3 protein-coding genes are annotated in these 13,946 nt (G+C 74.9%); 2 read left to right on the top strand and 1 reads right to left on the bottom strand.

The window, feature by feature from the left end; all coding sequences use genetic code 11:
- Window positions 1–46 precede the first annotated feature (46 nt).
- Window positions 47–2,974, bottom strand: a complete 2,928-nt coding sequence (locus tag ACFRAR_RS36340) for an AAA family ATPase (RefSeq protein ID WP_380704281.1) — start codon at window positions 2,972–2,974, stop codon at window positions 47–49.
- A 611-nt stretch (window positions 2,975–3,585) separates the two neighbouring features.
- On the opposite strand from ACFRAR_RS36340, the gene ACFRAR_RS36335 reads away from it, so the two are divergent.
- Both ACFRAR_RS36335 and ACFRAR_RS36330 read left to right on the top strand, forming a co-directional pair.
- Entirely contained in the window at window positions 3,586–9,039 is a 5,454-nt protein-coding gene (locus ACFRAR_RS36335) for an SDR family NAD(P)-dependent oxidoreductase (protein ID WP_380704279.1), read from the top strand.
- Window positions 9,039–13,802 (top strand): type I polyketide synthase, encoded by a 4,764-nt coding sequence (locus ACFRAR_RS36330; RefSeq protein ID WP_380704277.1) that lies wholly within the window; start codon window positions 9,039–9,041, stop codon window positions 13,800–13,802. The genes ACFRAR_RS36335 and ACFRAR_RS36330 overlap by 1 nt, the downstream gene beginning before the upstream one ends.
- Window positions 13,803–13,946: the final 144 nt, after the last annotated feature.

The raw sequence follows: 13,946 nt of genomic DNA, 5'->3' as shown, positions 1-13,946 counted from the left end.
GTTCGGCGGCGGCTTCGGCGTCTGGCGTCGGGCCCGGCGGTGCGCGCTACAGCGCCAACCGGCGCCAGAGCGGCGGGAGTTCCCTGGTGGCCACGGCGCGCTGCTGACGCGGCCGCCGGTCGGCGGCCGGCCGGTGCTCGGGCAGCGCCGGGATCTGGCGCTCCAGGAGCTTGGACGGCAGCTCGGTGCGGCTGGCGACGTTCAGCTTCCGGTACACCCGGGTGAGGTGCTGCTCGACCGTGCTGACCGTCACGTGGATGCGGCCGCTGATCTCCCGGTTGGTGTAGCCGAGCGCGGCCAGGACGGCGACCCGGCTCTCCGCGTCGCTGAGCAGCGAGGCGGAGTCGGCCACCGCGGTGGCCACCGGGGCGGCGGGGAGGCTGGGCGCGGCGGCGGGCGCGGGGACGGCCGGTGTGCCGGCGGGCACCGGCTCGGGCCGCGGCACCCCGTCCGCCACCGCGGCCTCCGGCTCGCCGTCGCCGGTCTCCTGGGCGGCCTGCCGGGCCACCAGCCGGGCTCTGGCGTAGTCACCCATCTCGTAGTGGGTGGCGGACAAGTCCTCGAAGGCGAGGGCGAGTTCCAGCCGGTCGCCGCAGACCTGGAGCAGGTCGATCGACTCGCGCAGCAGCGCGGTGCGGTGCCGCGGCTGGCTGGTGCCGGCCAGGACCCGCAGGGCGATCGCCCGCGAGCGGACGCCCAGCGGGTGGCGCAGTCCGGCCTGTTCCTCGGCCAGCTCCTTGGCGATCCGGGTCTTGCCGATCCGCAGGTTGGCCTGGGCGAGGTCGGTGCGCCAGGGGAACAGCGGCTGGAGGGCGGAGACGCGTTCGCGCATCAGGTGCCCGCAGGTCTCGAAGTCGTTCAGCGCCGCGAACGGCCGGTCGGTGGACAGGTAGTGGTGCCCCCGGGCGCTCAGGTACTGGACGCCGAAGACGGTGTTGAACATGCTGTCCGGCACCTTGCGCCGCAGCAGCTGGGTGGTGGTCTCGTACCGGCCCAGGGCCGTGTTGGCGGAGATCGCCGCCGCCAGCGGCAGGCCGATCAGGACGCCCCAGGCCTGGGAGCTGAGCAGGTCGAGGGCCTCGGTGGCCTTGGCCTCGGCGGTGACCGGATCCCCCTGGAGCAGGGCGATCCGGGCCTGGACGGAGAGCAGCATCGCCCGCCAGGTCGTCCAGCCGCGCCGCGTGGCGGTGCTCAGCAGCGCCTCGCAGACCTCGGCCGCGATCTCGTCCTGGCCGGTGAGGGCGATGACGGACAGCGAGATGGTCGTCAGTTCCAGTTTCAGGTCGCTGACCTGGTCGCTCAGCAGGGCCTCGGTCACCTGGGACACCGACTCGGCGCCGGTGTCCCCGCCGACCAGCAGGGCCACCGCGGCCCACAGGGTGTTCACCTTGCCGGTGGTGGCCCGTTCCAGGGTGGCCATCTTGGCGAGGTCGCCGCGGTGGCTGACCTGGGGCACGCCGTAGAAGCAGTGCCGGACGAACTCCGTCTCGGCCAGCACGTGGGCGTCGGCCGGGTCGAGCGAGGCGGCCAGGGCGGCCACGGTCGCGTCGGCGAGGTCGGTCTCGCCCTGCCAGAGCATGTGCCGCACCACGGTGGCCTGGTCCCGCGCGTCGAGGTCCTCGGCCACCGTGTTCCGGTGGAGCGGTTCGAGGTACGGGGTCACGGCGGCCGGGTTGACCCGCCACTCCGCCCGCGCCAGCGCGGTGGAGAGGGTGTGCCGCTCCCGTTCGTCCGCGGACTCGCGCACGGCCAGCCGCAGGTAGCCGGTGGACTGTTCGACCTGGTCGGCGGCCAGTGCCTGCTCGGAGGCCAGCCGCAGCACCGACAGGCCCCAGGGCTCGGCGACCTGGTTCGCGGCCATCAGGTGGTCGGTCACCACGGGCGCGGGCGCGCCGTCCAGGTAGAGCAGCCGGGCGACCTCGCCGTGCAGCCGCGAGCGCTCGGCGGGGTCGAGGTCGCTCAGCACCGCGCCGGCGGCGGCGGGCAGGCGGAAGCGGTAGCCGTCGAGCAGGCCGGTGCAGCCCAGCACGTCGACCACGACCTGGACCGCGTCGGGGCTGGTCGACAGGAGCAGCGCGGCGGTCCGGGCGTTGGCGTGGTCGCCGAGCGCGGCCAGCGCCCTGGCCACCGAGAGGTGCCTGGGCTCGCCCCGGTAGAGGCAGGCCAGCACCGCCTGGCGGTAGGCGACGCTCGGGACGGGCTCGCCGAGTTCGGCGCCGAACTGGGTGCCGTCGTCCAGCAGGGCGTGCACCAGCATGGGGTTCCCGCCGGTGGCCCGGTGGTAGGTGGCGCCGAGTTCGGCGGGCAGCGGCCGGGTGGTCTGGCCGGCGAGCATCCGGGCCACGCCCCGCTCGGACAGCGGAGCCAGCCGGACCCGGCGGTGCGGCCGGCGGGTGAGGCCGTCGTGGATGAGCGGGTCCGTCGGCGAGGACTGCTCCCAGCCGGCGCAGACCACCGCGATGGGTTTGGTTCTTATTCGGCGCAGGAGGTACAGCAGGGTCTGGAGGGACTGGGTGTCCAGCAGATGGGCGTCGTCGACAGTGATCGCCAGGGGTTGTTGTGCGGCCAACTCCAGGATCGGTGTGGACACGGCCTGGAGGAGCGTTTCGGGCGCGTACCGGATGCCGCCCGCGGTGGACCGGACCGATTCCGTCCGGTATTCGCCGGGTGACGCTAAGTCGATCCCGGAATCGGGCCGTAACGAGCAATCCAGGACATCCGTCGGGAGCTCGCCGCTGTGCAGGAGTTCCCGGATGGCGCCCATCGGCCGGGCCTGATCCCGGGGAGCGCCGCTGGCGGTGAGCAGCCGCGCGCCGGACCTGCACGCGGTGTTCGCGAACTCGTGGAGCAGCTCGGTCTTCCCGAGCCCTGGTCCCCCGGTGACGATGACGAGCTGCCCTGCTCCGGCGACGCTCTCGGCGTACGCGTCGCGTAGGGTCCCAAGTTCTCGGTGGCGCTCGAAAAGGCGCACCATGACCTCCCCCATGGCCAGTATTCTGAATTGAATGCCAAAAAATTGTTTCCGGTTACCCCGCCCCCACGGGTCCCCTGAAACAATATCTTCGCCGCGCGTCGGAAATCAGCGGCAACATCACGGCGAAATCTTCTCGACATCAAAAAGTCATGTACGCGTCATTTTGTGAATTACTTGTCCCTGCCGAGGTTTCCCGTGGTGTTCGGCGGAGATGGTGTTCGGTGAGGTTTTCGGGCCGGTCCAGGACTCCCAGGGGTCGGGCGGGCTTACCCGGACCTGCTGGGTCGATCGTGGACTCGTGGCTGCTCAGAAGGGGTTATCCCCATGCCGCAAACCCGACTTGACGGTATGTTGGGGGCGCCAAAGTTGTCAAGATCGGTCGGGTCCGGCGCCGAGGATGGCGAATAAACGCAGGTCCACCGGTGGCGTCCGTCACATCGGCGGACCAATCGGCGCGCCATTCGGCCGACCTGCCGGAAAGCCGGGTCAGGGGCACTCCAGGGGGCGGTAGGGGGTGACCCCGGCACCCCCTGCTCCCTAGCCTCCCAAAGGCGGGGACGTGGACCGACGAGCCGGGATCCCGCGTTTCCGAAGGCTTCGATCCCGATCGGATGGCTGCGTTGGCGAACAACGAGGACCGACTGCTCGACTATCTCAGGCGAACCACTTCGGATCTGCGCGAGACGAGGCGCAGGCTGCGCGAGTCGGAGTACCGCGCGCACGAGCCGATCGCGATCGTGGGGATGGCCTGCCGGTACCCCGGCGGGGTGGCCACGCCCGAGCACCTGTGGAACCTGGTGGCCGCCGGCGCCGACGCCGTGTCGGACTTCCCGGCGGACCGGGGCTGGGACGTCGAGTCGCTGTACGACCCCGACCCAGCGCGGCCGGGCAAGACCTACGCCCGGACCGGGGCGTTCCTGCACGACGCCGCCGACTTCGACCCGGACTTCTTCGGCATCTCGCCGCGCGAGGCCCTGGCGATGGACCCGCAGCAGCGGCTGCTCCTGGAGACCTCCCACGAGGCCTTCGAGGACGCCGGCATCGTCCCCGCGGCGCTGCGCGGCTCCCGCACCGGAGTCTTCGTCGGCGTCATGTACAACGACTACGCGACCCGGCTGGACGCGGTGCCGGACGACCTCGACGGCTACCTGGCCAACGGCAGCGCGGCCAGCGTCGCCTCGGGCCGGGTGGCCTACACCTTCGGCCTGGAGGGGCCCGCCGTCACCATCGACACGGCCTGCTCCTCCTCGCTGGTGGCCCTGCACTGGGCGGTCAAAGCGCTCCAGGCGGGTGAGTGCACCCTGGCGCTGGCCGGCGGGGTGACGGTGATGTCCACCCCCGAGACCTTCGTCGACTTCAGCCGGCAGCGCGGCCTCGCCCCCGACGGCCGCTGCAAGGCCTTCGCCGAGGGCGCCGACGGCACCGGCTGGGGCGAGGGCGCCGGCATGCTGCTGGTCGAGCGGCTCTCCGACGCCCAGCGGCTGGGCCACCGGGTGCTGGCCGTGGTCAAGGGCACCGCGATCAACTCCGACGGCGCCAGCAGCAGGCTCACCGCCCCCAACGGCCCCTCCCAGCAACGGGTGATCAAGCAGGCGCTGGCGAGCGCCGGCGTCTCCCCGGCGGACGTCGACGCGGTCGAGGCGCACGGCACCGGGACCTCGCTCGGCGACCCGATCGAGGCCCAGGCCCTGATCGCGGCCTACGGCCAGGACCGGCCCGAGGGCCGTCCGCTGTGGCTGGGCTCGATCAAGTCCAACCTCGGGCACACCCAGGCCGCCGCGGGCGTGGCCGGGGTGATCAAGATGGTGCAGGCGATGCGGCACGGCGAACTGCCGAAGACCCTGCACGTGGACGAGCCCTCCACCCAGGTCGACTGGACGGCCGGCGACGTCCGGCTGCTGACCGAGGCCCAGGAGTGGCCCGAGACCGGACGGCCCCGGCGGGCGGCGGTCTCCTCGTTCGGCATCAGCGGCACCAACTCCCACGTGGTCCTCGAACAGGCCCCGGCGCCCGACCAGTCGGGCGAGGCGGACGGCGAGCAGCCCGAGGAGCAGACCCAGGCCGAGGCGCCGAGCGCCGAAGCCCCGGAGGTGGCCCCCACCCCGCCGTTGGACGCCGTCCCCTGGCTCCTGTCGGCGCGCACCCCCGAGGCGCTGGCCGAGCAGAAGGAGCGGCTGCGCGCCTGGGTCGAGGCCCGCCCCGGACTGGACCCGGCCGACGTGGCCCTCTCGCTGGCCTGCACGCGCTCCTCCTGGGAGCACCGCGCGGTGGCCGTCGGCGGCTCCACCGACGAACTGCTGGCCGCCCTGGCCCCGGCCGCGGGCACCGTGGCCGGCCAGGGGAAGCTGGCGTTCCTGTTCACCGGGCAGGGCTCGCAGCGCCTCGGCATGGGCCGGGAGCTGTACCGGGCGTTCCCGGTCTTCGCGGCCGCCTTCGACGAGGTGTCCGCCCTGCTGGACCGGGAGTTGGAGGTGCCGCTCGCCCGGGTGATCGAGGCGGAGCAGCAGCTGCTGAACCGCACCGACTACGCCCAGGCGGCGATCTTCGCCGTCGAGGTGGCGCTGTTCCGGCTGGTGGAGTCGCTGGGCGTGCGCCCCGACTACCTGGTCGGCCACTCGGTCGGCGAGCTGGCCGCCGCGCACGTCTCCGGCGTGCTGTCGCTGGAGGGCGCGGCCGCCATGGTGCTGGCCCGCGGCGGCCTGATGAGCCGACTGCCCGCCGGCGGCGCGATGGTGGCGATCCGCGCCACCGAGGCCGAGGTGCTGCCGCTGCTCGACGAGCGGGTGGGCCTGGCGGCCGTCAACGGGCCGCGCTCGGTGGTCGTCTCGGGCGAGGAGGAGGCCGTACTGGCGCTCGCCGCCGGGTTCGAGAAGAGCACCCGGCTGACCGTCTCGCACGCCTTCCACTCCCCGCTGATGGAGCCGATGCAGGACGAGTTCGCGCTGGTCGCCAAGGCGCAGTCGTACGGCGCGCCGGCCATCCCGATCGTCTCCACCCTGACCGGCGGCCCGGTCGGCGCCGAGGAACTGGGCTCGCCGGACTACTGGGTGGACCACGTCCGCCGGCCGGTGCGGTTCGAGCCGGCGCTGCGCGCCCTCGCCCCCCTGGGCGTGCGCAGGTTCCTGGAGCTGGGACCGGACGCCGTGCTGACCGCGATGGCGCGGGACTGCCTCGACGGCGGCCCGGCCGCCGCCGCGACCATGCGCCGCGACTCGGCCGAGACCCGGGAGCTGCTGGCGGGCCTGGCCCGGCTGCACGCCGACGGCGTACCGGTCGACTGGGCCGCGCTCTTCGAGGGCCGCGGCGCGAACCGGGTCGATCTGCCGCTCTACCCGTTCCAGCGCACCCGGCTCTGGCTGGACGGCACCGCCTCCGCCGGCGACCCGAGCGGTCTCGGCCAACTCCCGGTCGAGCACCCGCTGTTGGGCGCGGCGACCGAACTGCCCGACTCGGGCGGCCTGGTGCTGACCGGGCGCCTGTCCCGCTCCGCCCAGCCCTGGCTGGCCGACCACGCCGTGCACGGCACCGTCCTGCTGCCCGGTACCGCCCTGGTGGAGCTGGCCGTCCAGGCCGGCGACCGGGTCGGCTGCGCGGTGCTGGAGGAGCTGACGCTCCAGGCGCCGCTGACCCTGCCCGAGCAGGGCGCGGTGGCGGTGCAGGTCGCGGTCGGCGCCGAGGACGCCGGGCGGCGCACCGTCGCGGTGTACTCCCGCCCGGCGGACGCGCCGGACGCGCCGTGGAGCCGCAACGCCGGCGGCACGCTCGCCGTCGCCGCCGAGGAACCGAGGTTCGACCTGCGGACCTGGCCGCCGGAGGGCGCCGAACCCATCGAGCTGGGCGAGCTCTACCCCAGGCTCATCGGGGTCGGCTACGGCTACGGCGAGGTGTTCCAGGGGCTGCGCGCGGCGTGGCGGCGCGGCGAGGACCTGTTCGCCGAGGCCGCCCTGCCCGAGCGCGCCCGGAGCACCGCCGCGGCCTTCGGCCTCCACCCGGCGCTGCTGGACGCGGCCCTGCACGTCAACCTGCTCGACCTCGGCGACGGCCAGGCCGTGCTGCCGTTCAGCTGGGGCGGCGTCACCCTGCACGCCGCCGGGGCGGGCGAGCTGCGGCTGCACGTCGCCAAGGCCGGCCAGGACGCGGTCTCGCTGGCCGTCGCGGACGGCACCGGCGCGCCGGTCGCCACCGTCCGCACGCTGGTGGCCCGCCCCGTCTCGGCGGGTCAACTGGCCACCGGGCCGGGGGAGTCGCTGTTCCGCCTGGAGCAGGTCCCGCTCGACGCCGCCCCGGACGCGGCGCTGCCCGCGGACACCGTGGTCTGCGGCCCCGACGACCTCGGCCTCGGCGTGCCCGTCCACCCGGACCTGGCCTCGATCGGGACCGAGCCGGACCTGATCGTGCTGCCGGCCGCCCCCGCCGCCGCCGACGGCGAGGTCCCCGCGGCGGTGCACCGGAGCGTCGGCGACACCTTCGCCGTGCTGCGGGACTTCCTCGCCGACCGGCGCTTCGACCGCTCCCGGCTGGCCGTGGTGCTCCGGGCCGGCGAACTCGCCCACGCGCCGCTGGCCGGCCTGGTGCGGGCCGCCGAGTCGGAGAACCCCGGCCGCTTCCTGCTCGTCGACGCCGACGGCACCGCCGGCCTGGCCGCCGCGCTGGCCTGCGGCGAGCCCGAGGTCGCGGTGCGCGGCGGCGAACTGTCGGTGCCCAGGCTCGCCCGGTCCGAGCCCGCCGAGCCGCCGCGCTTCGACCCCGGGTCGTACGTGCTGATCACCGGCGGCCTCGGCGGCCTCGGTCAGCTGATCGCCCGCCACCTGGCCGGCACCCACGGCGTCCGGCGGCTGCTGCTGACCGGCCGCCGCGGCGAGGACACCCCCGGCGCGGGCGAGCTGCGGGCCGAACTCGAGGCGCTCGGCGCCGAGGTCGCGATCGCCGCCTGCGACGCGGCCGACCGCGCCGCGCTCGCCGAACTGCTGGAGCACCACCCGGTCGGCGCCGTGGTGCACTCGGCCGGCGTGGTCGACAACGGGATGCTCGCCGCGCTGACCCCCGAGCGGGTCGAGCGGGTGCTGCGCCCCAAGGTGGACGCCGCCTGGAACCTGCACGAGCTGACCCGGGACCGCGAGCTCAGCGCCTTCGTGCTGTTCTCCTCCACCGCCGGCCTGCTGGTCGGCGGCGGGCAGTCCAACTACGCCGCCGCCAACTCCTTCCTGGACGGCCTCGCGGCCCACCGCCGGGCCGCCGGGCTGCCGGCCGTCTCGATGGCCTGGGGCCTGTGGTCCGAGGTCGGCGGACTGGCCGACCAGGTGGACGCCGCCGACCTGGAGCGGATGCACCGGCTGGGCCTGCCGCCGCTGCCCGCCGCCGAGGGCCTGGAGCTGTTCGACGCCACCCTGGCCGCCGAGGACGCCCTCGTGGTGCCGATGCGCCTGGACGTCGCCGCGGTGCGGGCCCGGACCGACGGCGTCCCGACCCTGCTGCGCGGACTGGTCCGCGCCACCTCCCGGCGCGCCGCCGGGACCGCGGCCGCCGGCGCCTCCCGCGCCGACGCGCAGAGCGACTGGCGCGAGCGCCTGGCCCCGCTGCCGGACGCCGACCGCGACCGCCTGCTGCTGGAACTCGTGCTCACCGGCGTGGCCGCGGTGCTCGGCCACGCCTCGGCCCGGGCGCTCGACCCGAACAAGGCCTTCCAGGAGATGGGCTTCGACTCGCTGGCGGCGGTCGAGCTGCGCAACCTGCTCGGCACGGCCACCGGCCTCTCGCTGCCCGCCACCCTGGTCTTCGACCAGCCCTCCCCGGTCGTCCTGACCGCGTACCTCAAGGCCGAACTCGTCCCCGGCCCGGCCGACCAGGCCCGGCTGATGGTCGCCGAGGTCGACCGGCTCGAAGCCGCGCTGGCCGCACTGCCGGACCAGGACGGCTCCCACGCCCGGATCACCGCGCGCCTCGAAGCGCTGCTGCGGACCTGGCGTGACTCCCACAGCACGGCCGTCGGGGCGCCGGACGACTTCGACACCGCCACCGACGAAGAACTCTTCGCGACGATCGACAACGAATCTGGAGTCCAGTGATGGTAGACCCGGCCAACGTCGACAGGCTCCGCGACTACCTGAAGCGGGCGACCACCGAACTGGAGCGCAGCCGCCGCCGGGTGCGTGAGCTGGAGGAACTCAACCGCGAGCCGATCGCGATCATCGGGATGGCCTGCCGCTACCCCGGCGGCATCCGCACGCCCGAGGACCTCTGGCGGATCGTCAGCGAGGGCACCGACGTGGTCTCCGGCTTCCCGGTGGACCGCGGATGGGACGTCGACGACCTCTACGACCCCGAGGTCGGCGCCCCCGGCAAGAGCTACGTGCGCCACGGCGGCTTCCTGCACGACGCCGCCGAGTGCGACCCGGCGTTCTTCGGCATCAGCCCCAAGGACGCGCCCGGCACCGACCCGCAGCAGCGGCTGCTGCTGGAGACCTCCTGGGAGGCCTTCGAGCGCGCCGGCATCGACCCGCAGTCGATGAAGGGCACCCAGACCGGCGTCTTCGTCGGCCTGATGCACCACGACTACGTCGGCGGCACCATCTCCGGCAGCATCGTCTCCGGCCGGATCGCCTACACCCTGGGCCTGGAGGGCCCGGCCGTCACCATGGACACCGCGTGCTCCGCGTCGCTGGTGGCCCTGCACCAGGCGACCCAGTCGCTGCGCCGCGGCGAGTGCGAGTTCGCCCTGGTCGGCGGCGCCGCGGTGATGGCCAGCCCGGAGATGTTCATCGAGTTCAGCGAGCGGCGGGCGCTGTCGCCCGACGGCCGCTGCAAGTCCTTCTCCGACGACGCGGACGGCGCCGCCTGGGCCGAGGGCGCCGGCGTGCTGCTGGTCGAGCGGCTCTCCGACGCCCGGCGCAACGGGCACCGGGTGCTCGCGGTGATCCGCGGCAGCGCGATCAACCAGGACGGCGCCTCCAACGGCCTCACCGCGCCCAGCGGCCCGGCCCAGGTCCGGGTGATCCAGTCGGCGCTGGCCGACGCCCAGCTGTCGCCGAACCAGATCGACGTGGTCGAGGCGCACGGCACCGGCACCAAGCTCGGCGACCCGATCGAGGCCCAGGCCGTCATCGCCGCGTACGGTCAGAACCGGCCCGAGGGCCGGCCGATGTGGCTGGGCTCGATCAAGTCCAACATGGGCCACCCGCAGGCCGCCGCCGGCGTGGCGGGCGTGATCAAGGTCGTCATGGCGATGCGCCACGGCGTGCTGCCCAAGTCGCTGCACTCCGAGAACCCCACCACCAAGGTGGACTGGTCGGCCGGCGACGTCGAGCTGCTCACCGAGGCCCGGCCGTGGGAGACCGACGGCCAGCCGCGCCGCGCCGCCATCTCCGGCTTCGGGATCAGTGGCACCAACGCCCACACCATCATCGAGGAGGCCCCGGCCGAGGAGGAGGCGGAGCAGGCGCCGCGCGCCGAACTGCCGGTCGTCCCGTGGGTGCTCTCCGCCAAGACCGCGGAGGCCGTCAAGGACCAGGCGAACCGGCTGATCGCCGCGGTCGCGGACCTCGACCCGCTCGACGTCGGCCACTCGCTGGCCACCACCCGCGCCCAGCTCACCCACCGCGCCGCGGTCGTCGGCCGCGACCGCGCCGAACTGCTGGACGGGCTGCGCGCGCTGGCCGAGGGCCGGGAGCTGCCGCAGGTCGCCGCCGGCCCCGGCAAGCTCGCCGTGGTCTTCTCCGGCCAGGGCTCCCAGCGCCCCGGCATGGGACGCGAACTGGTCGAGGGCTTCCCGGAGTTCGCCCGCGCCTTCGACGAGATCTGCGCCGAGTTCGACAAGCACCTGGACCGCCCGCTGCGCGAGGTGGTGCTGGACGCCGAGTCCGAGCTGCTGAACCAGACCGTCTTCACCCAGGCCGGCATCTTCGCCTTCGAGGTCGCCCTCTACCGCCTGCTGGAGTCCTGGGGCATCCGCCCCGACCTGCTCGGCGGGCACTCGATCGGCGAGGTCGTCGCCGCCCACGTCGCCGGCGTGCTCCCGCTCGCCGACGCCGTCACCCTGGTCGCCGCGCGCGGCCGGCTGATGCAGGCGCTGCCCACCGGCGGCGCGATGGTCGCGATCCGGGCCGCCGAGGACGAGGTCGCCCCGCTGCTGATCGAGGGCGCCGACATCGCCGCCGTCAACGGCGAGCGCGCGGTGGTCGTCTCGGGCGACGAGGACGCGGTGCTCGCGGTGGCCGCCGGGTTCGAGAAGACGACCCGGTTGAAGGTCTCGCACGCCTTCCACTCGCACCGGATGGACGGCATGCTGGAGGACTTCCGGGCGGTGCTCGCCACCCTGGAGTTCCACCAGCCGGCGCTGCCCGTCGTCTCCAACCTGACCGGGGCGCTCGCCGACGAGCTGACCTCGCCCGACTACTGGGTGCGCCACGTGCGCGAGGCCGTCCGGTACCACGACGGCGTGCGCACCCTGGCCGCCGAGGGCGTCACCCGGCTGCTGGAGGTGGGCCCCGACTCGGTGCTCACCGGCATGTCCCAGGACATCGTGGCCGAGGTGGTCGCCACCCAGCGCCGCGACCAGGGCGAGGCCAGGGCGCTGCTGACGGCGCTCGGCCGGCTGCACGTCAGCGGCCTGAGCCCGGACTGGCCGGCGCTGTTCACCGGCGCCCGCGTGGTGGACCTGCCGACCTACCCGTTCCGCCGCGACCGGCACTGGGAGAACGCCCCGTCCATCACGGCCGCGGCGGCCCCGGCCCGCGGCGGCGACCAGGGCGGCGAGTTCTGGGAGCTGGTCAAGGAGCAGGACGTGGCCGCGGTCGCCGCCACCCTCGGCGTCGACGACCAGGCCCCGGTGGCCGCGCTGATCCCGGCGCTGGCCTCCTGGTACGACCAGCGGCAGGCCAACGCCACCGTGGACGGCTGGCGCTACCGGATCGGCTGGCGGATGCTGCCCGGCTCCGAGGACCGCCCCGGCGCGCACCGCTGGCTGGCCGTGGTCTCCGAGGCGCTGGCCGCCGACCCGTGGGTCGAGGCCGCGCTGGCGGCGCTGCGCGAGCGCGGCCACCAGGTCGAACCGCTCGCCGTGCCCGCCGCCGCGCAGCAGCGCACCGCCCTGGCCGAACTGCTGGACGGCCACGGCGCGGTGGACGGCGTGCTCTCCCTGCTGGCGCTCGACACCGAGGCCGCCGTGACCGCCGCACTGGTCCAGGCGCTCGGCGACGCCGGGATCGAGGCCCGGCTGTGGGCCGTCACCCGGGACGCGATGGCCCACGAGTCCTCGGCCCGCCCGAGCGGCTTCGCCCAGGCCGAGGTCTGGGGCCTGGGCCGGGTGGCCGCGCTGGAGCACCCCGACCGCTGGGGCGGTCTGCTCGACCTGCCCGCCGAGCTCGGCCCGCTCACCCTGTCCCGGCTCGCCACCGCGCTCACCGCGTCCGGCGACGAGGACCAGCTGGTGCTGCGCGAGTCCGGCCTGTTCGGCCGCCGCCTGGAGCACGCTCCGGTGCGCCCCGGCACCCCGTGGCAGCCCACCGGCACGGTGCTGGTCACCGGCGCCACCGGCGCGGTCGGCGCCCGGGTCGCGAACTGGCTGGCCGAGCAGGGCGCCGAGCACCTGCTGCTGACCAGCCGCCGCGGCGAGGCGGCGCCCGGCGCCGACGAACTGCGCCGGCAGCTGGCCGCGACCGGCACCAAGGTCACCTTCGCCGCCTGCGACGCGGCCGACCGCGAGGCCCTGGCCGCGCTGCTGGAGACCGTTCCGGCCGAGCGACCGCTGACCGCCGTGGTCCACCTGGCCGGCGTGCTGGACGACGGCGTGCTGGACGCGCTCACCCCCAAGCGCTTCGCCGCGGTGCTGCGGCCCAAGGCCCGGGCGGCGCTGAACCTGCACGAGCTCACCGCGGGCCTGGACCTGGAGGCGTTCGTCCTCTTCTCCTCGCTCACCGCCACCGTCGGCGGCGCCGGGCAGGCCAACTACGCGGCCGCCAACGCCTTCCTGGACGCGCTGGCCGAGTACCGGCGCGGCGAGGGCCTCGCGGCCTCCTCGATCGCCTGGGGCCTGTGGGGCGGCGGCGGCATGGCCGACCACGGCGCCGTGCGCGACGCCGGCCGCAGCCTCGGCATGTCGGCGATGGACCCCGACCAGGCGCTGACCGCGCTGCGCCGGGCGCTGGAGGGCGGCGAGACCACGCTGACCGTCGCCGACGTGGACTGGACCCGGTTCGCGCCCGCCTTCGGCTCCGCCCGGCCCAGCCCGCTGCTGGCCGACCTGCCCGAGGTCCAGGGCCTGGCCGCGTCCGGCGGCGGCGACAACGCCGTCCCCGACGGCTTCGCCCAGAAGCTGGCCGGCCTGACCGGCGGCGAGCGCAAGCGCGCCCTGGTGGACCTGGTCTGCACCCAGGCCGCCACCGTGCTCGGCTACGGCGCGGCCGGCGGGATCGAGCCCAGCACCGCCTTCCGCGACCTCGGCTTCGACTCGCTGACCTCGGTGGACCTGCGCAACCGGCTCAGCACCGCCGCCGGGGTGTCGCTGCCGGCCACGCTGATCTTCGACTACGCGACGCCCGCCGCCCTGGCCGAGCACCTCGGCGGCGAGCTCGGCGAGGGCGAGGGCGAGGGCGAGGGGGGCTCCTCGGCCGACGCGCTGCTGGCCGAACTCGACCGGCTGGAGGCCGCGTTCGCCGGTCTGAAGGTCGAGGAGATCGAGCAGGGCCGGTTCACCGCCCGCCTGCAGACGATGCTCAACGGGCTGACCGAGACCCTGTCCGCCGCCGGCGGCGAGTCCGTCGCGGGGAGGCTGGAGAACGCCTCCGCCGACGACCTCTTCGCCTTCATCGACAACGAGCTGGGCACGGCGTGACGACGTGAGCGCCGGCGGCCCCCCGGGGGAGCGCCCCCCGGCCGCCACCACCCCCGGGGCCACGCCCACAGCCCACCCCCCCCACCCCCCCAAAAAACCCACTCCCACCGCGGCACAGAGTTCGGCCTCCAGACGGGCCCAGCC

The organism is Kitasatospora sp. NPDC056651, from assembly GCF_042792155.1.
Taxonomy (GTDB): Bacteria; Actinomycetota; Actinomycetes; order Streptomycetales; family Streptomycetaceae; genus Kitasatospora.
Note: the sequence above shows the minus strand (reverse complement) of the source record. Positions and strands in the feature narration are given on the sequence as shown.

Coding starts and splice junctions, on each gene's coding strand:
- ACFRAR_RS36340 (WP_380704281.1), bottom strand. CDS start 2,974: ATGGTGCGCCTTTTCGAGCGCCACCGAGAACTTGGGACCCTACGCGAC.
- ACFRAR_RS36335 (WP_380704279.1), top strand. CDS start 3,586: ATGGCTGCGTTGGCGAACAACGAGGACCGACTGCTCGACTATCTCAGG.
- ACFRAR_RS36330 (WP_380704277.1), top strand. CDS start 9,039: ATGGTAGACCCGGCCAACGTCGACAGGCTCCGCGACTACCTGAAGCGG.